At 42.2% G+C, this 25,911-nt stretch carries 22 protein-coding genes; 9 read left to right on the top strand and 13 right to left on the bottom strand.

Annotated features, from left to right (window positions below):
* Window positions 1-12: 12 nt before the first annotated feature.
* Window positions 13-1,200: a tryptophan synthase subunit beta gene (gene trpB / locus DBX24_RS00275; RefSeq protein ID WP_120488868.1), complete on the top strand. Its 1,188-nt coding sequence runs from the start codon at window positions 13-15 to the stop codon at window positions 1,198-1,200.
* 69 nt (window positions 1,201-1,269) lie between these two features.
* Here trpB and DBX24_RS00270 read toward each other — a convergent pair whose 3' ends face one another.
* The 4 genes from DBX24_RS00270 to DBX24_RS00255 form a co-directional block, all read right to left on the bottom strand.
* The gene (locus DBX24_RS00270) at window positions 1,270-1,881 is read right to left on the bottom strand and encodes an inorganic pyrophosphatase (RefSeq protein ID WP_120488869.1); all 612 of its coding nucleotides are present in this window, start codon (window positions 1,879-1,881) and stop codon (window positions 1,270-1,272) included.
* 225 nt (window positions 1,882-2,106) lie between these two features.
* Complete coding sequence (locus DBX24_RS00265; RefSeq protein ID WP_160223601.1) at window positions 2,107-3,381, bottom strand: aminotransferase class I/II-fold pyridoxal phosphate-dependent enzyme; 1,275 nt, start codon at window positions 3,379-3,381, stop codon at window positions 2,107-2,109.
* A gap of 92 nt (window positions 3,382-3,473) precedes the next feature.
* Window positions 3,474-4,475 carry a PLP-dependent cysteine synthase family protein gene (locus tag DBX24_RS00260; protein WP_160223600.1) on the bottom strand — a complete coding sequence of 334 codons (1,002 nt, stop codon included), beginning with the start codon at window positions 4,473-4,475 and terminating at the stop codon, window positions 3,474-3,476.
* A gap of 51 nt (window positions 4,476-4,526) precedes the next feature.
* The gene (locus tag DBX24_RS00255) at window positions 4,527-6,485 is read right to left on the bottom strand and encodes an ABC-F family ATP-binding cassette domain-containing protein (RefSeq protein WP_160223599.1); all 1,959 of its coding nucleotides are present in this window, start codon (window positions 6,483-6,485) and stop codon (window positions 4,527-4,529) included.
* Between the two features lie 179 nt (window positions 6,486-6,664).
* Here DBX24_RS00255 and uvrC point away from each other — a divergent pair, with 179 nt between their 5' ends.
* A complete protein-coding gene (uvrC, locus tag DBX24_RS00250) occupies window positions 6,665-8,461 on the top strand; it encodes an excinuclease ABC subunit UvrC (protein ID WP_160223598.1) in 1,797 nt (598 codons plus the stop codon).
* Window positions 8,462-8,549: 88 nt separating this feature from the next.
* On the opposite strand, the gene DBX24_RS00245 is transcribed toward uvrC, so the two are convergent.
* The 4 genes from DBX24_RS00245 to DBX24_RS09500 form a co-directional block, all read right to left on the bottom strand.
* Complete coding sequence (locus DBX24_RS00245; RefSeq protein ID WP_120488874.1) at window positions 8,550-9,005, bottom strand: hemerythrin domain-containing protein; 456 nt, start codon at window positions 9,003-9,005, stop codon at window positions 8,550-8,552.
* A gap of 42 nt (window positions 9,006-9,047) precedes the next feature.
* Window positions 9,048-9,758: a class I SAM-dependent methyltransferase gene (locus DBX24_RS00240; RefSeq protein ID WP_120488875.1), complete on the bottom strand. Its 711-nt coding sequence runs from the start codon at window positions 9,756-9,758 to the stop codon at window positions 9,048-9,050.
* Window positions 9,759-9,832: 74 nt separating this feature from the next.
* A complete protein-coding gene (locus tag DBX24_RS00235) occupies window positions 9,833-11,338 on the bottom strand; it encodes an NAD(P)H-hydrate dehydratase (RefSeq protein ID WP_120488876.1) in 1,506 nt (501 codons plus the stop codon).
* A 93-nt stretch (window positions 11,339-11,431) separates the two neighbouring features.
* Window positions 11,432-11,632: a VanZ family protein gene (locus tag DBX24_RS09500; protein WP_374210812.1), complete on the bottom strand. Its 201-nt coding sequence runs from the start codon at window positions 11,630-11,632 to the stop codon at window positions 11,432-11,434.
* A 426-nt stretch (window positions 11,633-12,058) separates the two neighbouring features.
* On the opposite strand from DBX24_RS09500, the gene lnt reads away from it, so the two are divergent.
* Window positions 12,059-13,699: an apolipoprotein N-acyltransferase gene (gene lnt / locus DBX24_RS00225; protein ID WP_120488877.1), complete on the top strand. Its 1,641-nt coding sequence runs from the start codon at window positions 12,059-12,061 to the stop codon at window positions 13,697-13,699.
* A gap of 42 nt (window positions 13,700-13,741) precedes the next feature.
* On the opposite strand, the gene DBX24_RS00220 is transcribed toward lnt, so the two are convergent.
* Both DBX24_RS00220 and panD read right to left on the bottom strand, forming a co-directional pair.
* Window positions 13,742-14,749, bottom strand: coding sequence for a lysylphosphatidylglycerol synthase transmembrane domain-containing protein (locus DBX24_RS00220; protein ID WP_160223597.1), 1,008 nt, complete (start codon window positions 14,747-14,749; stop codon window positions 13,742-13,744).
* A 19-nt stretch (window positions 14,750-14,768) separates the two neighbouring features.
* The gene (panD, locus tag DBX24_RS00215; RefSeq protein WP_120488879.1) at window positions 14,769-15,116 is read right to left on the bottom strand and encodes an aspartate 1-decarboxylase; all 348 of its coding nucleotides are present in this window, start codon (window positions 15,114-15,116) and stop codon (window positions 14,769-14,771) included.
* Between the two features lie 301 nt (window positions 15,117-15,417).
* Here panD and DBX24_RS00210 point away from each other — a divergent pair, with 301 nt between their 5' ends.
* The 4 genes from DBX24_RS00210 to truA all read left to right on the top strand — a co-directional run bounded on the left by DBX24_RS00210 (window position 15,418) and on the right by truA (window position 17,840).
* Window positions 15,418-15,708, top strand: coding sequence for an HU family DNA-binding protein (locus tag DBX24_RS00210; RefSeq protein WP_120488880.1), 291 nt, complete (start codon window positions 15,418-15,420; stop codon window positions 15,706-15,708).
* Window positions 15,709-15,812: 104 nt separating this feature from the next.
* Window positions 15,813-16,439 (top strand): DUF4241 domain-containing protein, encoded by a 627-nt coding sequence (locus DBX24_RS00205; RefSeq protein WP_120488881.1) that lies wholly within the window; start codon window positions 15,813-15,815, stop codon window positions 16,437-16,439.
* 9 nt (window positions 16,440-16,448) lie between these two features.
* Window positions 16,449-17,096, top strand: a complete 648-nt coding sequence (locus tag DBX24_RS00200) for an HD domain-containing protein (RefSeq protein WP_120488882.1) — start codon at window positions 16,449-16,451, stop codon at window positions 17,094-17,096.
* 9 nt (window positions 17,097-17,105) lie between these two features.
* The gene (truA, locus tag DBX24_RS00195) at window positions 17,106-17,840 is read left to right on the top strand and encodes a tRNA pseudouridine(38-40) synthase TruA (protein ID WP_120488883.1); all 735 of its coding nucleotides are present in this window, start codon (window positions 17,106-17,108) and stop codon (window positions 17,838-17,840) included.
* A gap of 33 nt (window positions 17,841-17,873) precedes the next feature.
* Here the strand turns inward: truA and DBX24_RS00190 are convergent, their stop codons facing one another.
* Window positions 17,874-18,527, bottom strand: a complete 654-nt coding sequence (locus DBX24_RS00190) for a hypothetical protein (protein ID WP_160223596.1) — start codon at window positions 18,525-18,527, stop codon at window positions 17,874-17,876.
* Between the two features lie 603 nt (window positions 18,528-19,130).
* On the opposite strand from DBX24_RS00190, the gene lysS reads away from it, so the two are divergent.
* Both lysS and metH read left to right on the top strand, forming a co-directional pair.
* Window positions 19,131-20,822, top strand: a complete 1,692-nt coding sequence (lysS, locus tag DBX24_RS00185; RefSeq protein ID WP_160223595.1) for a lysine--tRNA ligase — start codon at window positions 19,131-19,133, stop codon at window positions 20,820-20,822.
* 108 nt (window positions 20,823-20,930) lie between these two features.
* Window positions 20,931-23,606 (top strand): methionine synthase, encoded by a 2,676-nt coding sequence (metH, locus tag DBX24_RS00180; RefSeq protein ID WP_160223594.1) that lies wholly within the window; start codon window positions 20,931-20,933, stop codon window positions 23,604-23,606.
* 2 nt (window positions 23,607-23,608) lie between these two features.
* On the opposite strand, the gene galE is transcribed toward metH, so the two are convergent.
* Entirely contained in the window at window positions 23,609-24,634 is a 1,026-nt protein-coding gene (gene galE, locus DBX24_RS00175; RefSeq protein WP_120488887.1) for a UDP-glucose 4-epimerase GalE, read from the bottom strand.
* A gap of 99 nt (window positions 24,635-24,733) precedes the next feature.
* On the bottom strand, window positions 24,734-25,864 hold the full coding sequence (locus DBX24_RS00170) for a DegT/DnrJ/EryC1/StrS family aminotransferase (RefSeq protein WP_160223593.1): 1,131 nt from the start codon (window positions 25,862-25,864) through the stop codon (window positions 24,734-24,736).
* Between the last annotated feature and the right edge of the window lie 47 nt (window positions 25,865-25,911).

Genomic DNA, 25,911 nt, shown 5'->3' with positions numbered 1-25,911 from the left:
AAAAATAATGATATGAATTTTCAACATCCTGATGAAAACGGCTACTATGGTGAGTTCGGTGGAGCATTCGTTCCAGAGGCACTTTACCCCAATATACAGGAACTCCAGCAGATATATTTAGAAATTATGGAGTCTGTGGACTTTCAAAAAGAATTTCAGAAGCTATTAAAAAACTATGTAGGGAGAGAAACGCCGCTCTACTACGCCGAGAACCTGAGTAAGAAATACAGTACGAATATCTATCTGAAAAGAGAAGACCTTAATCATACAGGGGCTCATAAGATTAATAATGCCATTGGGCAGGCACTTATCGCGAAGAAATTAGGTAAAAAGCGAGTAATAGCAGAAACAGGAGCAGGGCAGCACGGTGTGGCTACAGCTACAGCTTGTGCATTGCTTGGCTTAGACTGTACCATCTATATGGGAGAGGTAGATATGAAAAGGCAAGCTCTAAATGTTGCGCGAATGAAAATGCTCGGAGCAGAGGTGATACCTGCAACATCTGGTTCTAAAACCTTGACAGATGCCGTAAATGAAGCTTTGGAGGCTTGGATTAACCATTCACAGACTACCCATTATCTCATAGGAAGTGCTGTAGGTCCTCATCCTTATCCGGATATGGTAACCCGATTTCAGTCCGTTATCTCTAAGGAGATAAAGCAGCAGCTCTATGAGCAGACAGGTAGAGAAAATCCAAATTATCTTATTGCCTGCATAGGTGGAGGGAGTAATGCTGGAGGAGCATTTTACCATTTTCTGAATGAACCGGAAGTTAAAATCATCGCTGCCGAAGGAGGTGGCTTGGGCGTGAGTTCCGGTAAAACTGCGGCAACTACTGCTTTGGGGAGTCTCAGTATCTTGCATGGGAGCCAAAGTCTCGTTATCTTAGATGATGAGGGGAAGGTGATAGAGCCTTATTCTATTTCTGCAGGTTTAGATTATCCTGGTATCGGTCCTCTCCACGCTCATTTGTTTAAAAAGGGAAGGGCAGAGTTTCTTAGCATTAATGATGATGAAGCCCTGAAAGCAGCTTTCCAACTTGCCCAAATAGAAGGGATTATTCCAGCATTGGAATCGGCGCATGCTCTTGCTGTATTAGATAAAAAAACATTTTTGGAGAGAGATGTGGTAGTTCTCTGCCTAAGTGGTAGAGGAGATAAGGATATGGAAACCTACCTCGCAAATATGAATAGTCAATAGAATTGATAGACCTGAAAAAGGCTATTCAGAAATTCTGGATAGCCTTTGATTTATGACAAAGCAGGGAGATTATTCCCCATACTTGTTGTGATAATCTTTTTGAGATGCAGCGATTACTTTCTTCGCGTGTTCTACACCATATACCTCTTGTATTCTGCATTTGGCAGGCTCCGTAGGCAGGTTTTTATAGGTCAGGAAGTAGTGCATCAGTCTTTTTACTTCGGCTTCTGGCAGGTCAGCAATATCTCGGATATGCCCAAAAGCGTGGTCGCCCACGAGTACTGCAATGATTTTATCATCCGCTTCGCCTTTATCAATCATTTTAAATCCACCGATAGGAATAGCTTCGAGGAGTATCCCTCCCATTGGGATGTTGTGAGAGCTGAGTACGCAGATATCCAGTGGGTCATTATCTCCCATTGTAACATCATCGGCACCCATTTCTACTGCTAATTTCTTCACTTCCTCATCACAATAGGTTCTCGGTATAAATCCATAAAGCGCTGGGATAATATTTGAGAATACTTGTGGACGGTCAATCATCAAATGCCCTGTCTCTTTATCGATTTCATATTTAATCGTGTCTGATGGTACGATTTCCACAAATACATTTACCTTCTCTGGAGCATTCTCCCCAGCAGATATTCCGTGCCAAGGATGTGCTTGAAATGTTGGTTTCATTCTATTATTGTTTTATTAATTATTAAATTTAAGGACGCCAAAGATATGAAATAAAAAATTAAGCGGTAGGTAGGTTTTAAGCAATAAGCAGTGTTTGTTATTAGAATAAGAGGCACATATTTAATCCAGAACCTATAAGAAGTACAAAAAGAGAAACCTCCGACTTTCATAATGAAATCGGAGGCTATCTCTTAAAATCAATCTATATGAAAACAAAAATTTACTTTAAATCTCTTTAAAAGCTAAACCTTGCTCGGTGAGGAGCTTCTCGGCTGCTTTTTTATACTCACCAGAAACGAGCTTCTCGTGTATGGCTTCAAATGCGGCAAGGGTTTCATTAATCTCCGCATCGGTGTGGGAAGCGGTTGGGATGAGCCTGAGGAGAATCATACCTTTTGGAATCACGGGATAAACCACTACGGAGGTGAAAATACCGAAATTCTCACGGAGGTCTTTCACCAGAAGCGTTGCTTCTACAGGGCTGCCCTCCATAAATACTGGCGTTACACAAGTATTGGTATCCCCGAGATTGAAGCCTCTCTGACGGAGACCCGATTGGAGTTTATTCACATTCTCCCAGAGCTTGGCTTTTATCTCTGGTCGGCTCCTTAGGAGTTCCAATCTCTTCAGCCCACCAATAACCATAGGCATTGTGAGGGACTTTGCAAAGATTTGAGAACGGAGGTTAAACTTCAGATATCGGATAATCTCTTTATTCCCCGCTACGAATGCTCCAAAGCCTGCCATAGACTTGGCAAAAGTAGAAAAATAGACATCTATCTGGTCTTGGCAACCTTGCTCTTCGCCAGCACCGGCACCCGTTTTACCGAGCGTACCAAAGCCGTGGGCATCATCTACCAAGAGTCTGAAATCGTATTTCTTTTTGAGTTCGCATATTTCTTTTAGCTTGCCCTGCTGACCTCTCATTCCGAAAACGCCTTCGGTAATGACGAGGATACCGCCACCGTTTTCCTCCGCTACTTTGGTTGCTCTTTGGAGGTTCTTTTCAAGGCTTTCAATATCATTATGTCTGTAGGTAAATCTCTTCCCAGAGTGCAGGCGAACGCCATCTACGATACAGGCATGGGAATCTACATCGTATACAATCACATCATTTCTGCTTACCAAAGCATCGATGATGGAAAGCATTCCTTGGTACCCAAAGTTAAGGAGATAGGCAGCCTCTTTTTGGACAAATTCTGCCAATTCTCTTTCCAATTGAAGGTGGGCATCGGTCTCGCCAGACATTGCGCGCGCACCCATTGGGTAAAACATACCGTACTCAGCCGCTGCTTTGGCATCTGCTTCCTTTACTTCTGGGTGGTTGCAGAGACCTAAATAGTCGTTAGCCGACCAGAATACTACTTCTTTCCCTTGGAATTTCATTCTCGGACCGATAGGTCCTTCTAATCTTGGGAAAATAAAATACCCCTCACCATAGTCTGCAAACTGACCTAATGGACCAGGGTTTTCTTTAATTCTATCAAAAATATCTACCATTTTATGATACTGATTTTATTATTTAATGGTTGCAAATGTAATTAAAATAATAGAACCTCCTGCATAAAACAGGAGGCTATCTCAATATATCTTTATTCTTTATGAGATGGGAGGAAGCCTTGCTCTTGCATCCACTGGTCGCTATAGACTTTGGAGATGTACCGAGAGCCGTGGTCTGGGAAGATGAGCACCGCTAAGTCATCCTTGCTGAGAGGGTTCTTTTCTACATATTGTAAAAAGCCTTGCATTACTGCACCTGTGGTATATCCGCCGAAAATAGCTTCGCTCAGAGCTATATCCCTCACCCTTAGGGCTGCATCTTTGTCATTCACTCGCTCGTATTCATCTATCAGGTCAAAGAGCAAAGCGGAGGGGATTAAATTCTTACCCATCCCCTCAATCTGATAAGGGTGGATGTCTTCTTTATTGATTTTTCCTGTATCAAAATAGCCTTTGAGAATGGAGCCATCGGCATCTACACCTATAACTTTGATGTTTGGATTTTTCTCTTTGAGGAACTTCGCTGTGCCAGAAATCGTACCTCCAGTTCCTGTACAGGCAAACAGATGGGTAATCTTTCCTTCGGTTTGTTCCCAGATTTCCCTGCCTGTGCTTTGGTAATGAGCATCGATGTTCAGTTCATTAAAATACTGATTGATGTATATGGCATTAGGGGTTTCTTGGGCTATTCGTTTTGCGGTTTCGTAGTAGGACCTTGGGTCGTCTGGCTCTACATTGGCAGGGCATATATGCACTTCTGCACCGAGAGCTTTTAGGTAAGACATTTTCTCTGGCTTGGTTTTATCGCTAACGGCAAGTATGCACTTATAGCCCTTAATAATGGCAACCATTGCAAGCGCAAAACCCGTATTCCCAGAGGTGGTTTCTACGATAACGGAATCTGGGTTCAGGAGCCCTTTCTTCTCTGCATTCTCTACAATGTGCAGCGCGATTCTGTCTTTTGCGGAATGACCAGGGTTAAAGCATTCTAACTTGGCATATACCTTTGCAGGAGTGTTTCCTACCGTTTTATTGAGCTTTACAAGGGGAGTATTCCCTATAAGTTCAAGAATATTATCGTGAACATTCTTCATTTCTATATCGTTTTATGGTTTGCAAATATATTATATTATCTAAGGAGCGTTTTAGTTCAGCTGGCTCCCCAAGTATTCCCATTCTTGAAGGGCTAAATCCAGTTCCTCTTTTTTGGCGTTATAGGTTTCTAATGCCTCTTCTGAGGGGTTAGACTTGGAGAAATCCACTTCAAAAGCTTCTATTTCGAGTTCGAGCTGGGAGATTTTCTCTTCCACTTTTTTTATCTTGTTCTGCAAAGCCTTTTGCTTTTTGCTTACGAAGGTGTTTTTTGTAGTTGTAACCTCTGTTTTAGCTGAAGTCTCAGAGCTTTTATCTCTATTTTGATGAGTGTGTTCCTGCTTTGGGGAGGTTCTGGAGCTTTCCAGTTTTGCTTTCTCCATAGAGACTTCACGGAGGCTTTCTTTTTGTCTGTATTCGAGGTATTCATCTATATTGCCGAGGAATTCTTTCATCTTTCCGTTTCGGAATTCAAAGATTTTATCAGCAAGCCCTTGGAGGAATTCCCTGTCGTGCGAGATAACGATGAGCGTACCCTCAAACTTATTTAATGCGAGCTTGATAATCTCCTTAGACTGTATGTCTAAGTGGTTGGTAGGCTCGTCCATAATCAGCGTATTGAATGGTCGCAGGAGGAGTTTGCAGAGGGCTAATCGGTTTCTCTCGCCTCCCGAGAGTACTTTGGTCTTTTTATCTACATCTTCACCAGAGAAGAGGAAGCTCCCGAGCAGGTCTCTTACTCTTGGTCTGGTTTCTTCGGTGGCAGCATCTTCGGCTTCTTGGAGTACGGTTTTATTCGGGTCTAATACCTCTTCTTGGTTCTGTGCAAAGTAGCCGATATTTACATTATGACCGAGCGACCAGCTTCCTGTATAATCGGTGATTACACCTGACAGAATCTTTGCAAGGGTAGTTTTCCCCTGACCGTTTTGCCCGAGAAGAGCTATCCTGTCGCCTCTTTCCACGAAGAAATTTACACCATCAAAGACTTTTTTATCTCCGTAGGATTTACCGAGGTTCTCGGCTTCAAAAATAACTTTACCTGGTATGATGGATTGCTCAAATCGGATATTAAACTTGGAGACATCTTCATTATCTATCTCTATCCGCTCAATCTTTTCCAACTTCTTGATGAGCGACTGTGCAAAGCTCGCCTTAGTAGCAGATGCACGGAATTTATTGATGTTATCTTCCATTTGCTTTATCTCTGCATCCTGATTTTTCTTTGCCTGCATCAGTTTTTCTCGTCTTTCTTTCCTTAGCTCAAGGTATTTTGAGTAGTTGGCTTTGTAGTCATCAATCTTTTTATTATTCACATCAAAGGTTCTGTTGCACACGGAGGTCATAAACTGCTTGTCGTGGCTTACGAGGACAATTGCCCCTGTGTAGTCCTTTAAAAAGTTTTCTAACCAGATGATGGACTCCATATCCAAGTGGTTGGTAGGCTCGTCCAGCAGCAGAAGGTCATTATTTTGGAGGAGGAGTTTTGCGAGTTCTATCCTCATCCGCCAGCCTCCAGAGAAGGTATCGGTGATTTTATTAAAGTCATCTGCCTTGAATCCGAGCCCGAGAAGGACTTTTTCCACATCGCCTTCCAGATTATAGGCATCGTGGTGCTGGAGTATATCATTGAGGTCGGTCATTCTTTGGATGAGGTTGGCATAGTCGTCAGACTCGTAATCTGTACGCGTAGTGAGCTGCTCATTAACCGCTTCCAGCTCGGTTTTCCATTGATTAATCTGCTCAAAAGCCTGTAGAGTTTCCTCCCAGACTGTTCGCCCTTTTACAAAATCAAGGTCTTGTTTTAGAATTCCGATGGTGATATTCCCTTCTGGAACTACATTTCCCTCATAGAAATTAATTTCATTAGAGAGGATTTTCAGCAGTGTAGATTTCCCTGCTCCATTTTTACCGACTAAACCGATTTTATCTGCTCTTTTTATGGTGAAATTTACATCTCGGAATAAATAATTCCCCGAATGGTGCAGACCTAAACCCTGAACTGATAGCATTTCCTTAATAAAAGATTAAAATTAAGCCCACAAAGATAATGTTTTTAGCGGTTAGCACTATAGTTGGTGAGTACAGTATAGCTTGTGAGGCTCTTATCCACAGCACTGCAGGTATTTATCACTAAAAGCCATTAGCCAGCTGCCAAAAGCTAAAAGCTAATAGCCCTATATTTGCACCTATGAATTCCGAGCTTGAATTACAACTTAAGACTTTGCCCACAGAGCCTGGGGTGTATAGATATTACGATAAAAACAATCAGCTACTGTATGTAGGAAAAGCAAAAAACCTGAAAAAAAGGGTGATGTCCTATTTCAATAAAAAACTCTCAGGGTACAAGACCAAGATTATGGTAGGCAAGATTCATCATTTGGAAACCACCATTGTACCCAGTGAATACGATGCACTCATCCTTGAAAATAACCTGATAAAAGAATACCAGCCCTTCTACAATGTAATGATGAAGGACGATAAATCTTACCCCTGGCTGTGTATTAAAAATGAGCATTTCCCAAGAATCTTCCTCACCCGAAAGAGAATAAAGGACGGCTCCGAATACTATGGACCTTATGCCAAGATAAAACCCGCGAGAGTACTCTTAGAGACCATTAAACAGATTTATAAAATCCGCTCCTGTGGTCTTAATTTATCCCCAGAAAGGATTGCCGAAGGCAAGTACAGAGTATGTTTGGAATATCATATAAAGAATTGCGAAGGACCTTGTGAAGGCTTGGAACTTGAAGAGGAGTATAATAAAAAAATAGATGCCATCAGGGGAATCGTAAAAGGGGATTTCAGGCTGGCAAAAAAGTACCTGACCGAGCAAATGCTCCACTACGCAGGGAGATTAGAATTTGAAAAAGCACAAGCCGAAAAAGAAAAACTCACCCTCCTCGAAGATTACCAAGCAAAGCACACCGTAACCAATCCGAATATAGACGATGTAGATGTCTTTGGAATGACAAGCGATGAGGCAGCAGTCTATATCAACTTCTTTAAAATTCGAAATGGAAACATCATACAGAGCTACACCACTGAGATAAAACGAATTTTAGAGGAAACCGATGAGGAAATATTAGAGGAGGCATTGATAGAAATCCGCCAGAAGTTCAGATCGGATTCTAAGGAAATCCTCCTCCCTTTCCACCTTAGTGTAGAAATCCCCAACACTAAGATCTTTGTGCCCAGAGCTGGAGATAAGAAACGAATCGTAGAGCTCTCCGAAAAGAATGCAAAAGAATACCGCATAGAAAAGCTGAAACAAACCCAGATTTTAGACCCTGAAAGGCATACCAACCGCATAATGGCAGAGATGAAAACCCTCCTCAGAATGCCCGTAGAGCCCCGCCATATAGAGGGATTCGATAATTCTAACATACAAGGGACAAACCCCGTATCTGCCTGTGTAGTCTTTAAAAATGGCAAGCCCAGCAAGGAGGATTACCGCATCTTCCATCCCAAAACAGTGCAGGGGGCAAATGATTTTGCCACAATGGAAGAAGTCATCTACCGCCGTTATAAGCGGATTTTAGATGAAGACCGAGAACTCCCACAATTGATATTAATAGATGGTGGAAAGGGCCAACTCTCATCGGCGGTAAAAAGCCTGAAACTTCTCGGTTTGTATGGTAAAATCACCATCATCGGGATTGCCAAAAGATTGGAAGAACTCTACTTCCCCGAAGATTCTATCCCGCTTTATTTAGACAAAAAATCTGAGACGCTGAAAATCCTCCAACAGGTGAGGGACGAGTCTCACCGCTTTGGAGTGAGGCACCACAGAATCCGCAGGAAAAATACCACTATCAAGTCCGAGCTTCAAGAAATACCGGGCATTGGTGAGAAAAGCATCACCCTCCTTCTCTCCAAACTCAAATCGGTAAAACGAATAAAAGATTCCTCTCTCGAAACCCTCGAAGAAATCCTCGGCAAAGCCAAAGCAAAACTCATCTGGGAGTATTTTCACCGTACTCAATAAACCAGCCATTTAGTCAAAAGGTCTAAAGTTGACCCCTACAGGATCTGAAATTGACCCCATTGGGTATTAAAACAGACCCTACAGGGTATTAAGAGAGCCAGAATTCATCATTGTAGGGGATTTCCTCATCGTTGTGGATGGAGTCTAATTGAGCTCCGACTTCCAAAAGCTGTTCGGGGGTGAGGGCTTGCTCCAAATAAGGGAAAAGGATGCGCTCCTCGAAGCGGATATGTGCCGTTACTTTATCAGCAAAGAGGGTAAGGAGTTGCTCTTCCTCTACTTGGTTAATCGCTTGAATGATTTCTCTAATCTCCTCGTGCTCACGGATGGCCTGCTGGGTATGCTCATTATCGGAATAAGGGAAGAGGATGCGCTCTTCTTCGTCAAAATGCTGCTTTTGGTGAGTCTCCCAATGGAAATTCACAAATCGGCGAATCCTGTCGTAGGAGATTCCTTTTTTCAATCCTTGGCGAATCTTCCAGCCTGCGAGCAGACCGAAGTGGTGGTCTCTGGAGAGGGGCACTATATTTTTATCTCTTTTCATAATTCGTGGACTTTTTTTGCAGACGAAGTTAAGGCTTTTTCATCATTCCGCCTTATTGGTAAGCCTTGTGAGGAAAGAATATTCTTCTTGTGCTATTTTCTCAACCTTGAAACCATTGTTCTCAGCTGCTTTTCTCAGGGTTTCATAGTCCAGATAGAGCCATTTGAGGGGTTGCTCGGTATCCTGCTTATAGTGGATGAAGTAATCTACCTCGCCGTAGTACCGCCCTGCGGGGATATAGATACCACCATCTACATCCCGGTCATACATATAGATAATATCGGTACTGTCGATAAGGATTTGTCCGCCACTTGCCAGCAGGGTTCTCAGCTTTTGGAGATAGATATCTAGGGTATTTAAGCTCTGAAAAATCCCCGTACCATTCATCAGGAGGAGGAGGGTATCAAATTTCTCTGTGGGGAGGTTGAGGATATCTGCGCAGATGGTATTCTTAATGCCTCTTAGCTTGCAGACCTCTATGGAAAGAGGGGAAAAATCCAATGCACAAACGCTGAGCCCGCGATTATTTTGGAGGAAAAGGCTATGAGAGCCCGCTCCTGCCCCTATATCTAATACCTTTCCGAAGGACAGCTGGAGGGCTTTCTGCTCTAAGGTATTCATCTCATCAAAATCTCGGAAGAGATAGGCTACAGGGAGCTCATCTATATCTGAAATAGAGGTTTCTGTGAGGATATCCGCAGGTTTTTGGGTGTGGTAATAGTCCCAAATTGCCATTCCCATTAAGTCTTTCATAAGAGTTTTGGTTTAAATTAAAAAGTACAATGCAAAAATACATTGTACTTTTATCTATTATGGTTAATAAACAATTATTTATTCAGAAGTTTGAATACTTCGCCCAACTGATGTATTAAATCTGATGGGAGGAAGGATTCTTTTGAATGTGCTTCTGCTGCGAAATCTCCTGCTTTACCGTGCATCCACACACCGAGGAGTGCTGCTTGCAGGCTGGTGTAGCCCTGCGCAAGGAGGGAAGTGATAATCCCTGTAAGGACATCACCACTGCCGCCTTTTGCCATTCCTGAGTTGCCCGTAATATTATAATATACCTTGCCTTCTGGGGTTATAATCTGGGTTCTGTGATCTTTCAGTACAATATAAATCTTGAGCTCTTCGGCGAGTTTTTTAGCTTCATCCAATCGCTCAAAAGAGTTTTTAAACTGTCCGAACAATCTCTCAAACTCACCAATATGCGGTGTGATGATACTCCCTTCTGGGATATGTTTTAGCAGCTTATGATTCTGAGCAATGATATTCAGCGCATCGGCATCCATCACCAAGGGCTTGTTGTAGGATTTCAGGAAGTTTGCAAAAGCCTCCTGCGTCTGAGGCTCGGTACCCAAACCAGGACCAATGCCTATGGTATATTCATCATCAGTAATGGTAATGGTATCGATGAAGTCATTACCTCCTTTTCTGAACATCGCCTCGGGGTTGTTGGTCTGCATAATGTGGTAGCCGGAATCCACAGACACCGAATAGACCAGGCCGCTACCCGTCCTAAGCGCAGCAGCAACGGAGAGCACCGCAGCCCCCATTTTACCATAGCTCCCGGCAATGAGTGCCGACTTCCCGAAGCGCCCCTTATGAGTAAATGCCTCTCTTCTTCGGAAGAAGCTGTTGATTTTTGCATCATCACTGATGAAATGCTCCACCTCTACCTCATCGATATAATTCTTATTAAGCCCGATATCCAAAATATGGACTTGACCGCAATACATACCGCTCTCTGGGTGCAGGAAAGCCTTCTTCCAGAACTGATAGCTGAGGGTATGGTCTGCCTTGAAAATAGCTGTGCCCTCTGGATACATATCATTAATATAGAGCCCGGACGGGATGTCTAACGATACTTTGTGGACATTCTCCAAACCATTGAGAAAATCGATGATTTTAATGAAGTCTGGGTCGTCTATCTTGCCTTTAAGCCCCATACCGAAGAGGGCGTCTATTACGCAGGAGTTTTCCTCAAACTTGAGTTCATAGGCTTTCTCAAAGCTAAGGAGCTCGATATCTCCCAGCTCACGAAGTCTCTTATGATTTTTCGCAGCCTCTGGTGGCAGCTCTTTCGGATTAAAGCTGAAAACTTTTACATAAAAGCCCTTTGCTTTCAAGATTCTTGCAATGGCATATCCATCACCAGCATTATTGCCCTTTCCACAGAAGATATTAAACCTTTTTACCTGGTAGAGATTTTTGGTAATCCACTCCGCACAGGCATTGGCAGCTCTCTCCATCAGGTTTACAGAAGGCATATCTTCCTCCTTAATGGTGAGTTCTTCACATTTTCTAATTTGTTCTAATGCTAATATTTTCATAACGATTTCCTAAAAATATCCCGCAAATATAATCAATTTGTAAATATTTTTACGGTATGAAGAATATTTAGTTCTAATATGAAAAGTACTTATTTAAAATTTTTCTTTTATTTTAAATCCTATTAAGACGCCTAAGAAGTTTAGGAGGATATCATCTACATCAAAAATTCCGAGACGAGTGAAATATTGGCAGGCTTCTATTATGAATATTGCAGTGAGAAAGTCCAGTACTAATCTATGCAGTTGATTATATCGTGAGGACCACCAACCGAGAAATCCGAAAGGTATAAACATTACTATATTGCCAATGAGATTAATTGCTATACTGAGATAATTATGGTTGAGAAACTACTCTTTTACAAATAAGCCAGTGGAAACAATGGGTATAACTCGCACGATATGGAAATCCATTGGCTTTCTGCTAAATCCGAGAAACATTAAGTAGAGTATCAGGAGGGTATAGGGTAGAAGAAGAGTTTTGTAAAGTTTTTTTTATTAGCATTGTGCAAAGGTATCATAATAAAGAGAGGGACTAATAAAAAAAACGCAAAGTTTGGGAGCAATTATTTTTAAGCGCCTCACTGGCTACGGTGTGGCTAAGTCCGTCAGCTGGTGGCTGTGCCCGCCACGCTGTGGCTGCTTCACCGGCTACGGTGTGTTTGGGCGGTTATTATTACATTTGCAGGCATCTTGTGGTATAATTGTCGCAGGTGGGTTTATATGAAGTATATTTTTTTGTCCTTAATATCGGCATTATTGTTATCGGTTTCGTGGCCAGTGTATGGAGTGCCGTTTTTTATTTTTATAGCGCTTGTTCCGCTTTTGGTATTGGAGCACGATATCATAAAATTTAGTAAGATAAAGCACAAAGGCTGGGCAGTATTTGGGCTTTCATACTTGTGTTTTGTGGTGTGGAATATCATTAGTACAGGTTGGCTCTATGGTTCTAAGAACCCTGATGGCTCACAGTCTTTGCAGGCGGTGGCTTTTCCAGTTTTGGTTAATTCCCTGCTTTATGCCATCGTATTTCAGCTGTATTCTGTTTATAAAAAGGTGCAGGGGACTTATTGGGGATTGGCTTTCTTTGTAGCGATATGGCTGAGTTTTGAGAAATTCCACCTCAGTTGGGAGCTTAGCTGGCCTTGGCTGAATTTGGGAAATGTATTCTCGGAATATCCAAAACTCATACAGTGGTACGATACCGTTGGTGCTACGGGGGGGAGTTTATGGATACTGAAGGTAAATGTCCTTGTATTCTATGCCCTCAGGATTTGGGAAGCAGGGCGAAGCAGGAAGGCACTCGTAAAGCATCTTGCAATCTTGGGGGTACTGATAAGTGTGCCTGTGGTAGTGTCTTTATTCAAGTATTATTCATTTGATGAAAAGCCCGTTGGTGAGGTAAAGGTAGTGATGATACAGCCCGCCCTTGACCCTTATACTGAGAAATACACGAAGGATAGCCTTAGTATTCTAAAAGATATAATGGAACTCGCCCATACGGCGGATGCTGCTAAGGTGGATTATTACCTTGCACCAGAGACGGCAGTGCCAGGTTATGGCTCGCTTTCGGAGAAGGGGTTTCATCAATCAAGGCTCATAGGTGAGATTAAAGGCTTCTTGGAGACTCACTCACATTCGGCTTTTGTGAGCGGAGCATCTACTCATCAATTCTTCTTTTCTAATGAAAATTTGCCACCCTCTGCTTATCAAATACAGGCTCAGCCCGAAGTTTGGGTGGAGAATTATAATACTGCACTTCAAATTATCCCAAAGGAAGAGGTGCAGACTTATCACAAAGCTAAACTGGTGCCTGGTGTTGAGATTTTTCCTTATATGAAAACCCTTAAACCCCTGCTGGGCGATGCTATGCTGAATCTCGGAGGAACTGTAGCCTCTCTGGGAACAGATGAAAAGCGAAAGGTCTTCCGAAACCCATATAATAAAGGTGCAATAGCCCCTGTTATCTGCTATGAGAGCATTTATGGAGAGTTTGTAACGGATTATGTGAAAAACGGAGCTAACTTCCTCGGAATACTGACCAATGACTCTTGGTGGGGCGAAACACAAGGGTATAAGCAACTCCTTTCCTATGCAAGGCTGAGAGCTATAGAAACCCGTAGAGAGATTGCAAGAGCGGCTAATTCTGGTGTATCTGCGCATATCAATGCCCTTGGTGAAATTGAGGAAAGTACTTTCTATGGGGATAAAACGGCTTTGTATTCTGCTATTAAATTGTATCAGGGAGAGACTTTCTATACTCGTGCTGGAGATTTTATTTCCAGAATAGCGATATTCAGTATTGGCTTTCTTGTGTTCTATACGCTATTAGATAAGTATCAGAACAGGAAAAAGAAGAAGTAATGAATAAGTGATAATAATATTAGGAATAAGAAAAGAGGGCAGTTAAGCTCTCTTTCTGGCTTTGGCGAGCATTGGTATAGAGATGATGCCCATTACGAGCATTATAACCAATTGTACAGAATGAGAAAGAAAGGCATAAGACAGCCCAATTCTTGCACCTTCATCTGCATCTCTACCCATAGAGAGGAAAAGAGCCGATATACCGAGTTTCAATGCGAAGTGATAAGCACCTATCCCCCCCGAAGCAGGAATCATCATCCCCAGAGTACCCACTACTACGATAAAGAATCCATCGGTAATGCTAAAATCAGCAGTCTCTGGCAAAGCAAAACACGCCATATAAGTAGCCATATAATAGCATAACCATATCCCAAGACTCTCAATGATGAATAGCACCTTTTTTTTGAGCCTGAATATGGAGAGAAGTCCATCAAATATTCCCTCTATAAAGCCGATGATTTTACCGATAAACCTAAGTTTTTTAAGCCTTTCTTTCAAGATGAAAAATAGAATACTCCCGATAAGACCCATTAAAACTATTCCTATAATAAGTGCAGGGTTGATACTGATGCCCGACTGAGCGTAGAAACTGTAAATAGCACCAGCTTTAAAGACCAGACTAAGCCCCAGAAACAGGAGCATACATACTAAATCTACAACCCGTTCTAATACAATCGTACCAAAAGATTTATCTACGGGTACTTTTTCTACACTGTAAAGTGCTGTGGAGCGGGCAATCTCCCCACTGCGGGGAATGGTAAGGTTCATTAAATATCCAAATGACAGAGACCATAAAGAATTTGCAGATGAAATGCTGTATCCCAAAGGCTCGAGCAATAGATTCCAGCGGATGGCTCTTATCCAGTATGCCATTAGCCCAAATACTACAGAAATGAATATCCACCAGTAATTCGCCTGCGAGAGACTCTCTCTAATGGCTTTAAACTCCAGCCCACGCAAAGCCAGCCACATAAATACAGCAGCAAAGCAAAGTGAAATAATGATGATAAGTGTATTTTTAAGAATAGAAGATTGAGTATTCTGGCTCATAGATTAGCGTGCTGACTGCTTAGAGCAGGTTGGTCTTTTCATTTGGGAAAACTATTTTCGGTTGGAAGCCCTCTGCTTCCTCAGGAGTCATCTGTGCATACGCAATAATAATAATGATATCTCCTTTCTGAACCTTTCTTGCTGCGGGACCATTTAGGCAGACTTCTCCAGATTTTCTTTTGCCTTTTATTACATAGGTATCAAAGCGCTCACCGTTATTTACATTTACAATATAGACTCTTTCACCTACAATTAAGCCAGCAGCATCCATCAGATCTTCATCAATTGTGATACTTCCTATATAATTAAGGTCGGATTCTGTAACACTTACCCGATGGATTTTAGATTTAAATACTTCAATAAACATGGCGGCAAATGTAAGTATTAATTTTAATGTGATAAATTTTCGTATAATTTCAGATGCTTTGAAAGAAGTATAGTGTGTTGCTAATCAATGATAACTACTACATCTCTCTCTATTATTAAGCATTAAAATGCCAAAAAAAATTCATTAATCTTATAAAATGGTATTACAATTGCTAATATCCTTATTAGGTACAGATTATATGATTTTTGACAGGTTTACTTGCGTGTGTAGAAAAACTTTATATATTTGTTACCCAATAAATCAAAGCGTAAGAATCTTAACTTTTTAAATAAATTAAATTATGAACAAAACAGAGTTAATTGAAGCTATGGCTAAGGATGCAGGGATTTCCAAAGTAGCAGCAAAAGCAGCTTTGGAATCTTTTCTTTCTAATGTAACCACTACACTTACAAAGAAAGATGGCAGAGTGTCTCTTATCGGATTTGGGACATTTTTTGTGGCAGAGAGATCTGCAAGATCAGGTATAAACCCTGCCACTAAGAAACCAATTAAAATTGCTGCTAAGAAAGTAGCGAGATTTAAACCAGGAGCAACACTTGTGAATGCTGTAGCTGGTGTTAAGAAAAAATAATTGTTTTTATTTTCTCATCCATTTAAAGAAGCTAAACCTCGTGTATAGCTTCTTTTTATTTGCGATTATTTTTATACTTTCGCGCTGTTTTTGTTTCCATAGCTATGCAGCATATAGAGAATATCAGTAAACTTTTCAGTAGAGATTTTGTAGAAAATCCAATGATAGAGTCTTTTGAGGCAGGAGTAATCAGTTTGGTGAGTGGTAGGCTGGTAGCTTGCGACCCTTTAATTACTAATGATATGAAACCTTTCAAAGTCTCTTTCCCAAAGGGAGATTTTACTGTTATCGTTCATAAGGAGAGAGAAACGGGTTGTATTGCTTATGTGGAGATTATTTTCGGTAAAGAGACCGTCACTCACTGGGAAATGGCTACTACCGATGGACAAAATATAGCCGATTTAAACGATAATGAAATCTTCGGCTATCCCGTTCAGAGCGGTATGGGCTGTTTTATGGATGTTGATACTCAGGATAAATTAAATCTTTTAGAACGGGAGATTTATAATAAGAAAGGCGACTTATTTATGGGGATTTATGAAGAGTTTTTTCATCAATATTTCTCTGGAGGCGAGCAATATGCCTTTTTAAATCCCGATGAATCTAATACAGGGAATATTTTTGCTTTTGAAGCTGGCTTTGGAGAAGGTTTTTATGCGAGTTATATCGGGTTTAATGCCGAGTCTAAGCCAGTGAAAATCATTACAGAATTTATAGAGGTAGCAGGATAAGGCGTTTAGATGATGGAAATCATACAAAATACCATTCAGTTTGTAAAGGAAATGCTTAAAGATGCCGAAGCGGGGCACGATTGGTTCCATACCGAGAGGGTCTGGAAGCTCGCACAGAAAATCGCCCTTAAAGAGGGGGGAGATTCACTGATTATTCAGCTCGGAGCACTCCTCCACGATATAGCAGACCCCAAATTCCATAATGGTGATGAAACCCTTGCCCTCCGTATAGCAAATGATTTCCTCCAAACTCAGAATTTAGATTCTCAGCAGATTGAGCAGGTGCTTTTCATCATTAAAAATATCTCTTTCAAGAACCGAAATGAAGCTCCAACTCATAAAAATATTGAACTTCAAATAGTGCAAGATGCCGACAGGTTAGATGCTATCGGTGCTTTGGGAATTGCGCGAACATTCAATTTCGGAGGTTTTAAAAACAATCTGATGTATCACCCTGAAATCCCTCCCAGAATCAATCTCAGCAAGGAGGACTACAAAAAATCCAATGGCACTACCATTAACCATTTCTACGAAAAACTTTTGCTCTTGAGGGACTTGATGAATACTCCCACCGCCTACCAAATGGCAGAGGAGAGGCATAATTTTATGCTTATCTTTTTGGAGCAGTTTTATAAAGAGTGGAATCTAACCGAATAAATCCCCACAATGAGATATTTCATAGAGTTTTCATACAATGGTAAGAACTATTTCGGTTACCAAGTGCAGCCTAATCAGATCTCGGTTCAGGAGGCTTTGGAGACCGCTCTTTCCACGATTCTAAGGGAGAAAATAAAGACCACAGGAGCTGGGCGTACCGATACGGGCGTACACGCCAAAAAGATTTTTGCTCATTTTGATACCGAGAAAAACCTTCCTCCTCAGCTTAGCGAGAGGCTCAATGCCTTCCTCCCTCCTGATATCAGCATCCACCGCATTTTTTCTGTTCCCGATGAGCTCCACGCCCGTTTCAGTGCCATTTATCGCACTTATGAGTACTATATTTATCAAGGGAAAAGCCCTTTTCATACCGATTTTTCGTGGCAACTGAGAAAAAAAAAATTAGATGTAGATAAGATGAACGAAGCCTGCAAAATCCTTCTTGAGTATGAGGACTTCAGTAGCTTTGCTAAGGTCGGGGGTGATAATAAAACCAATCTCTGCAACCTCTATAAAGCAGAGTGGGAGGTAGTGGGCGACCAGCTTAAGTTCACTATTTCTGCCAACCGATTCCTCCGAAATATGGTGCGTGCTATTGTGGGTACTATGGTGGATGTAGGTCTTGGCAAGCTACACCCTACCGACCTCCGAGCCATCATAGAAAACAAAAACCGAAACTCCGCAGGCTCCTCCGCTCCTCCGCAAGGGCTCTTCCTCGTAGATGTAGGCTATCCCCACTTTTAGGCTAATGTCTGTTAGCTAAAACTCCTCAACCTTCTAGGCTTCGCACAAGGCATCATTGATGAAGGCGAATTTCCATCCTTTGGGGGTAAGAACGAAATACAGCCCTACGGGATTGTTAAAATTATCAGGCACATAAACGGCGCGTATTTTGGCTTTAGGATAGGGGAGGACAACGGGCTTCGTCTTGATGTTTTCCACATCGGCATTTACTACGGCTTCGGGCAGTTTTTTGAGTGTTTCGTAAAATACTTCACTGTTGTTTTTAAACTCGAGCTCGCATACGCTCATTTTAGCCGAAAGTTTTGTTAGGATAATTTCGCCAGAAGGCTCTGGGAGGAAGCTAAAATCATCATAGTCCTGGAAGCCATAATGCTCATCGGCCCCTGCCAAATAAGCAAACGCCCCTGGTGCATAGTAGCGCCTCACGCCCATTTTCGGGTCTATATAAGGTTTCAGGCGGGGGTCATTATCACGAATCAGTCGGTTCAGATTATTCTCATAGAAGCATACATCTAAGAAATCAAATACGAAGTCTGTAAAGTCATCTGCTTTTTGCTCATCTTCCCGCTCTAAGTGCGGATGATGAAGGCTCGCCTCTTCATTACTTCCCATTTGTTTTTTATGGTCTATACAAGCGCAAGAAATCATTACGAGACCTATAACTAATAGGGGTGTTTTTATATTCATCTTTTTATATTTATTAGGGTTTATTTTTCTTTTTTCATTCATCAAGCACAAAGATAATGTTTTTCACCGTAGCCGGTGAGGCAACCACGAGCGTGGCGAGCACTTAGACCGTAGTCTATAAGATACTTAGATATATATCCCCGACAGATGTAGGGGCTTCCCCGATAAGTGTCGGAGCCACAGCGTGGCAGGCACTTATATCCTTACAATATGTCGGAACTCTTCCTCCATCGGGAGGAACTCTTCCTTCTGGTGTAGGAAACCCTCCTACGGGTGTAGGAGCCACAGCGTGGCAGGCATTTATCTTCCTACAGGTGTAGGAACTTCTCCTTCAACTTTTTTTTCATTCTCTACTTATTGATTTTAATAGGTTTCTGCCCAAAAATTATTTCAAACCGATAACTGATGAAACCCTACCTGCTACGGAACAAAAAAGAGAGGCTTTTTATCATAAAAACCATCTTTCGGGTTTCTTATTTTTAATTGAAGCGCTCGTCAGGCTCGTGGCTACCTCACCGGCTACGGTGTGTGGAGGAAACTTATTTCTAAGTGCCTCACCGGCTACGGTGAAAAATATTATCTTTGCCGTCTAAATTTAAATCAATGTCATTATCAGAACAGGAAATTATTCGTCGCGAGAAGTTGCAGAGGCTTACGGATATGGGGATTAATGCCTTCCCAGCAGATGAGTACCCACTTACGCATACTACACAATCGATAAAGGAAAACTTCAAGGAGGGGCAGCCAGTTAACATCGCGGGCAGGCTAATGTCGCGAAGGATTCAGGGCAAGGCGAGCTTTGCCGAACTTCAAGACAGCACGGGGAAGATTCAAGTTTATTTTAATAGAGACGAAATCTGTGTGGGGGAGGACAAAACCCTCTACAACGAGGTTTATAAACACCTTTTGGACATCGGGGATATCATCGGAATCGAGGGGGAATTGTTTAAAACCCAAGTGGGGGAAATGACGGTTATGGTGAAGAACTTTACCCTCCTCACAAAGGCGCTTCGCCCGCTCCCACTACCGAAAGTAGATGCTGAGGGCAAGGTCTATGATGGCTTTACCGACCCTGAGCTCAGGTACCGACAGCGCTATGCCGACCTCATCGTAAATCCGCAAGTGAAAGAGACTTTTGTGAAGCGAACAAAACTCTTTAACGCAATGCGCCAGTTCTTCAACGATGCTGGTTACCTCGAGGTGGAGACCCCAATCCTCCAATCCATTCCTGGTGGTGCTGCGGCGCGCCCATTCATCACGCATCATAATGCTTTGGACATCCCTCTTTATCTCAGAATTGCCAATGAGCTTTATCTCAAAAGGCTTATCGTAGGGGGCTTTGATGGCGTTTATGAATTTGCAAAAAACTTCCGTAATGAAGGGATGGACAGAACCCATAACCCTGAGTTTTCGGCAATGGAAATCTATGTGGCGTATAAGGATTATAACTGGATGATGGACTTCACCGAGCGACTCCTCGAACACTGCGCCATCGCTGTAAATGGTAGTACTAAAGCGAAGTTTGGCGAGTATGAAGTAGATTGGAAAGCACCCTATGAAAGGATTTCAATGACCGATGCTATCCTTAAATTCACTGGCTACGATATCACGGGCAAGACTGAAGAAGAATTAAGAGCCTTTGCACAGTCCATCGGCATTGCCGTAGATGAAACAATGGGTAAAGGAAAGCTCATTGACGAGATTTTTGGAGAAAAATGCGAGGGCAATTTTATTCAGCCGACCTTCATTACCGATTACCCCGTTGAGATGTCTCCACTCACCAAGAAGCACAGAAGTAAGGAAGGGCTCACCGAAAGGTTTGAGCTGATGGTTTGCGGTAAAGAGATTGCCAATGCCTATTCCGAGCTCAATGACCCGATAGATCAGCGCGAGAGATTTGAGGAGCAGATGAAGCTTTCCGAAAAGGGCGATGATGAAGCGATGTTCATAGACCAAGATTTCCTCCGCGCATTGGAGTACGGTATGCCGCCAACTTCGGGCTTAGGTATCGGGATGGACAGGCTTATGATGTTCCTTACCGATAATCAATCCATCCAAGAAGTGCTCTTCTTCCCTCAAATGAGACCAGAGAAAAAAGCCCCATCTATAGAACTCGGAGATGACGAGAAGGCAATCCTCTCCCTCCTCTCCGATGAGGCAAAACCTCTGCAAGAAGTGAAAGATAAATCTCAGCTTTCAGGTAAGAAATGGGATAAGGCAACCAAAAACCTTAGCAAACACAACTTGATTAAGGTTGAGAAAATAGATGACCATCTTATCATAAGATTAGCATAAACCAAGTGGGGCACATCAGCTGCCTCACTTTTATTTTTCAATTAGTATCCCAGGCAAGAAATTAAAGATAAAATAACTTAGTTTTGTGCGCATAATTTATTCAATAAGATGAATACTCCTACGAAATATCTCAAACTCTCGGGTCTCGAGCCGCTTGTCATTACTCCAGAATCCAATTTCGTAAATGTTGGTGAGCGAACCAATGTCGCAGGTTCTAAAAAGTTCCTGAGACTTATCAATGAAGGTAAATTTGCAGAAGCCTTAGATATTGCCAGAAATCAAGTAGAGGGCGGTGCACAAATCCTCGATGTAAATATGGACGATGGGCTTTTGGACGGTAGAGAATCAATGATAAAGTTCCTCAACCTTATCGCCTCCGAGCCAGACATCGCCAGAGTACCGATAATGATAGACTCCTCGCGCTGGGAAATCTTAGAAGCAGGTTTGCAGGTTGTGCAGGGGAAGTCCGTCGTTAATTCCATTAGTTTAAAGAATGGGGAAGCGGAGTTCATCGAGCAGGCAAAAATCATTAAGAGATATGGTGCTGCTGTTATCGTAATGGCTTTTGATGAGGTAAGTCAGGCGGATAATTACCAGAGGAGGATAGAGATTGCTGAGCGTTCGTACAGGATTTTGGTGGATAAAGTTGATTTCCCACCAGAAGACATCATTTTTGATTTGAATATCTTCCCCGTGGCTACGGGTATGGAGGAGCACAGGCGAAATGCCATTGATTTTATAGAGGCTACTCGCTGGGTTAGAGAAAACCTCCCTTTCGTTTCGGTGAGTGGTGGGGTTTCCAATGTCTCCTTTTCATTTCGGGGGAATGATACCGTGCGAGAGGCGATGCACTCCGTATTTCTCTACCACGCAATAAAGGCAGGAATGAATATGGGCATCGTAAATCCTACAATGCTCGAAGTCTATGATGAAATCCCCTCTGAACTTTTAGAACTCGTAGAAGATGTTATCCTCGACCGAAGAGATGATGCTACCGAGCGCCTTTTGGACTATTCCGAAAAGGTGAAATCTGTAAAAAAAGAAAAAACAGAAGATCTCTCTTGGCGTGAGCAGCCCCTCCAGGAGCGAATTACTCATTCCCTCGTAAAGGGGATTGATAGGTTTATAGAAGAGGATATGGCTGCGGCATTGCAAGAAGCTACTCGCCCTTTGGATGTGATAGAAATCAACCTGATGACAGGTATGAGTGTAGTGGGAGACCTCTTCGGGAGTGGCAAAATGTTCCTCCCTCAAGTTGTGAAATCCGCAAGGGTAATGAAACGAGCTGTTGCCTACTTAGAACCTTTTATCGAAGCTGAAAAAGATGCTACCAAACCGAGCAATGGTAAAATTTTACTGGCGACCGTGAAAGGAGATGTGCACGATATAGGAAAAAACATTGTGGGCGTAGTCCTTGCCTGCAACAATTACGAGATAATAGACCTTGGCGTAATGGTTCCCTGTGAGAAAATCATACAAACCGCAATAGAAGAGAAAGTGGATATTATAGGGCTTAGCGGGCTCATCACTCCAAGCCTTGATGAGATGGAATATGTAGCTTCCGAGCTGGACAGGCAGAATTTGGATTTCCCACTCCTCATCGGAGGGGCTACCACTTCAAAGGCGCATACCGCAGTAAAAATCGCTCCGAAGTACAAAAACACCGTAGTACACGGTGGAGATGCTTCCCGAACGGTGAATATCGTCAATTCTCTCCTTAGCCCTGATAAATCTTCTGATTATAAAAAGGAGCTCAAAGCCGAGTATGCCGAGTTTAGAGAGAAATTCCTCGCAAGACAAACCGATAAAGAGTATATCTCAATAGAAGAAGCTCGCCAGAAAAGGTTTAAAATCGATTGGAAAAACGAGCGTATCATTCCACCGAAAAAGCTCGGCATTACGGTGATAGAAGATCAGGATTTTAGGGAATTACTTCCGTTTGTGGACTGGTCTCCTTTCTTCCGAAGCTGGGATTTACACGGCAGATTTCCCAATATATTAAATGATGAAAAAGTCGGAGAGCAGGCACGAGAACTCTGGGCAGATGCACAGATCATCCTCAACCGAATTTTAGATGAAAAACTCCTCAAAGCAAAGGCGGTATTTGGGCTCTTCCCTGCAAATTCCAACGATAGAGATGATATTATCGTGGATAAAGATGGCGAAAAGTTTGTGTTTAGAACCCTTCGCCAGCAACTTAAAAAATCTGAGGGTAAGGAATATTTTGCCTTGTCGGACTTCATTGCTCCAGAACAATCAGGGGTGCAGGACTATATCGGGGCTTTTGCTGTTACCGCAGGCATTGGCACAGATGAGCTCGTGAATTATTATAAGCAGAAAAATGATGATTATTCCACCATTATGGCAAAAGCTTTAGCCGACCGATTTGCAGAGGCTTTTGCAGAATATCTCCACTGGAGAGTGAGGAAGGAATACTGGGGCTATGCCTCTGATGAAAATTTGACCAATGATGAGCTGATAGACGAAGAATACAAGGGTATACGGCCAGCTCCAGGCTATCCCGCTTGTCCAGACCATTTGGAACGGGCAACCATCTGGGAACTCCTCAAAGTAAAAGAAAATACAGGCATAGAGCTGATGGATGCAGGTCTTGCGATGTATCCTACGGCTGCCGTATCTGGCTATTATATAGGTAACCCCAATGCGAAATACTTCGGTGTAGGTAAGATTGGGAATGACCAGCTTCGTGATTATGCCGAGAGAAAAGGAGTGGATTTAGATTTTGCTACAAAATGGCTTAGACCTAATTTAATAGGGAGGTAAATTTAACCTCCCTTTCTTGTTTCTAAATATTTTTGCCATTGCCAAGTGGTGCGTAGGGCTTCTTCTAAGGTAGTTTCTGCTTTCCAGCCGAGTTCTTTTTCTGCTTTTTCGGCGTTAGCAAAGGCTATCGTAATATCTCCTGCTCTTCGCTCGCAAATCTGATAAGGTACTGCTACGCTATTCGCCCTCTCGAATGCTTTTACTACTTCCAGCACCGAAGACCCTTTGCCTGTTCCGAGATTATAGATGTCTATCAGACTTTCCTTTTCTTCGGAGAGGAGTTTTTTTAATGCTTGTAAATGCGCTTTGGCAAGATCTGAAACATAAATATAATCCCTTATTGCTGTACCGTCTGGGGTAGGGTAGTCATCACCCCAAATACTAAGCTTCTCCCTTATGCCTGCTGCAGTTTGAGTTACATAAGGCACCAGGTTGTTTGGTATGCCAATCGGTAATTCGCCCAATTTCCCTGATGAATGCGCCCCAATTGGGTTAAAATACCTTAGCAGAGAAATCTTTTTCTTATGTGCTGTAGCAAAATCTCTTAAAATCTCTTCACCCATTTGCTTGGTTCTTCCATAGGCACTTTCCGCAGCTTTTAGTGGAGTAGTTTCGGTTATTGGCATTTCATCTGCCTGCCCATAAACGGTGCAAGATGATGAAAAGATAAAGTTAGAAATACCCCTCTCCTTAAATTCTTGAAGGAGGTTGATAAGCGTAAAAAGGTTGTTTTCGTAATAATCTACGGGCTTTTCTTGGCTTTCACCCACAGCTTTGAAAGCAGCGAAATGGATACACCCATTGATTTGATGAGCATCAAATACCTGAGTGAGTAACTCTCTTCGTTTTAGGTCAAATGGGTAGAAATAAGGTTTTTTACCTGTGATTTCCTCTATATTGTTGAGAATGAATTTTTCGGAATTTGACATATCATCTACGATGACTACCTCAAAACCACCATTTAGGAGTTCTACTACCGTATGAGAGCCTATATACCCGAGCCCACCTGTTACCAGAATTGTTTTCATCAGTTATTTTTTATTTGTCATTAATAATACCCATCATAGCACAGAAAGCAATTGGATTAAGATGCCCTTGCTTCATAGATGTGAAAAAGTTAATAATTGTTAGCTTTTGTTTACAAATTCCAGAACGGATTCTGTAATGTATTTTAGTTGTTCCTCATCCAGCTCGGTGTGCATTGGCAGAGAAATTACTTCGTTCAAGAGCTTATCGGTATTGATGAAGTCTGCATCATTGCTTTCTTGGTAATATGCCTTCTGCTTCCTTAGTGCTACGGGATAGTAAATCATTGCAGGGATTTCCTTCTCTGCAAGGTAGCTTTGGAGTTCATTTCTTTTGCCATTGAGCAGCCTGAGGGTATATTGATGATAGGCATGGGTGGTATATTCGGCTTGTTTTGGGGTGAGGATGAGAGGATGGTTACTAAATGCCTCATTATAATAGTTTGCCGCTTTTGAACGGGCTTCGTTATACGCATTGAGGTGGGGGAGTTTCTTTCTGAGAACGGCAGCTTGTATGCTGTCTAACCTCGAATTTACTCCCACTTCATCGTGGTAATATCGCTCATACATTCCGTGATTTACAATACCTCTCAACCTGTGGGCAAGGTCATCATCATCGGTGAAAATAGCTCCGCCATCACCATAGCAACCTAAGTTTTTAGATGGGAAAAATGAAGTAGTACCCATAGTACCCATAGTGCCAGATTTTTTCACTCTGCCATCGTTAAAAGTGTATTCTGCACCGATTGCCTGTGCATTGTCTTCTATTACAAAGAGGTTGTGTTCTTTGGCAATCTTTAAAATCTCCTCCATATTGGCGCACTGCCCAAAGAGGTGAACGGGGATAATTGCCTTTGTCTTTGGGGTAATCGCTTGCCGAATTCGATCTGGACTGATGGTAAAAGTATCATAATCTACATCTACGAGCACAGCTTTGAGTTTTAATAAATGGATAACCTCCACTGTTGCTGCAAAGGTAAAATCAGCAGTGATGACTTCATCGCCTTCTTCCAAGTCCAATGCCATTAGTGCAATTTGCAGGGCATCTGTACCGTTGGCACAAGGGATTACATTTTTCACTCCGAGGTATTCTTCCAACTCTTTTTGGAAGAATTTTACCTCTTGACCATTAATGAATTGTGCCGACTCCATTACATTGAGTACGGCATTATCTACTTCATTTTTTATTTTGAAATATTGACTTTGCAAGTCAACCATCTGAATCTTTTTCATATAAAAAATTTGCGTAAAATTAAGACTTTCTACCGAATTGGAAGGAT

This window comes from Bergeyella cardium, from assembly GCF_009914665.1.
Classification (GTDB): domain Bacteria; phylum Bacteroidota; class Bacteroidia; order Flavobacteriales; family Weeksellaceae; genus Bergeyella_A; species Bergeyella_A cardium.
This window is presented reverse-complemented; position numbering and strand designations above follow the sequence as displayed.

Coding starts and splice junctions, on each gene's coding strand:
- metH (WP_160223594.1), top strand. CDS start 20,931: ATGAATACTCCTACGAAATATCTCAAACTCTCGGGTCTCGAGCCGCTT.
- DBX24_RS00205 (WP_120488881.1), top strand. CDS start 15,813: ATGCAGCATATAGAGAATATCAGTAAACTTTTCAGTAGAGATTTTGTA.
- uvrC (WP_160223598.1), top strand. CDS start 6,665: ATGAATTCCGAGCTTGAATTACAACTTAAGACTTTGCCCACAGAGCCT.
- DBX24_RS00190 (WP_160223596.1), bottom strand. CDS start 18,527: ATGAATATAAAAACACCCCTATTAGTTATAGGTCTCGTAATGATTTCT.
- DBX24_RS00210 (WP_120488880.1), top strand. CDS start 15,418: ATGAACAAAACAGAGTTAATTGAAGCTATGGCTAAGGATGCAGGGATT.
- DBX24_RS00200 (WP_120488882.1), top strand. CDS start 16,449: ATGATGGAAATCATACAAAATACCATTCAGTTTGTAAAGGAAATGCTT.
- DBX24_RS00240 (WP_120488875.1), bottom strand. CDS start 9,758: ATGAAAGACTTAATGGGAATGGCAATTTGGGACTATTACCACACCCAA.
- DBX24_RS00270 (WP_120488869.1), bottom strand. CDS start 1,881: ATGAAACCAACATTTCAAGCACATCCTTGGCACGGAATATCTGCTGGG.
- DBX24_RS00245 (WP_120488874.1), bottom strand. CDS start 9,005: ATGAAAAGAGATAAAAATATAGTGCCCCTCTCCAGAGACCACCACTTC.
- truA (WP_120488883.1), top strand. CDS start 17,106: ATGAGATATTTCATAGAGTTTTCATACAATGGTAAGAACTATTTCGGT.
- DBX24_RS00235 (WP_120488876.1), bottom strand. CDS start 11,338: ATGAAAATATTAGCATTAGAACAAATTAGAAAATGTGAAGAACTCACC.
- DBX24_RS00255 (WP_160223599.1), bottom strand. CDS start 6,485: ATGCTATCAGTTCAGGGTTTAGGTCTGCACCATTCGGGGAATTATTTA.
- lnt (WP_120488877.1), top strand. CDS start 12,059: ATGAAGTATATTTTTTTGTCCTTAATATCGGCATTATTGTTATCGGTT.
- DBX24_RS00220 (WP_160223597.1), bottom strand. CDS start 14,749: ATGAGCCAGAATACTCAATCTTCTATTCTTAAAAATACACTTATCATC.
- DBX24_RS09500 (WP_374210812.1), bottom strand. CDS start 11,632: ATGTTTATACCTTTCGGATTTCTCGGTTGGTGGTCCTCACGATATAAT.
- DBX24_RS00170 (WP_160223593.1), bottom strand. CDS start 25,864: ATGAAAAAGATTCAGATGGTTGACTTGCAAAGTCAATATTTCAAAATA.
- lysS (WP_160223595.1), top strand. CDS start 19,131: ATGTCATTATCAGAACAGGAAATTATTCGTCGCGAGAAGTTGCAGAGG.
- trpB (WP_120488868.1), top strand. CDS start 13: ATGAATTTTCAACATCCTGATGAAAACGGCTACTATGGTGAGTTCGGT.
- galE (WP_120488887.1), bottom strand. CDS start 24,634: ATGAAAACAATTCTGGTAACAGGTGGGCTCGGGTATATAGGCTCTCAT.
- DBX24_RS00260 (WP_160223600.1), bottom strand. CDS start 4,475: ATGAAGAATGTTCACGATAATATTCTTGAACTTATAGGGAATACTCCC.
- panD (WP_120488879.1), bottom strand. CDS start 15,116: ATGTTTATTGAAGTATTTAAATCTAAAATCCATCGGGTAAGTGTTACA.
- DBX24_RS00265 (WP_160223601.1), bottom strand. CDS start 3,381: ATGGTAGATATTTTTGATAGAATTAAAGAAAACCCTGGTCCATTAGGT.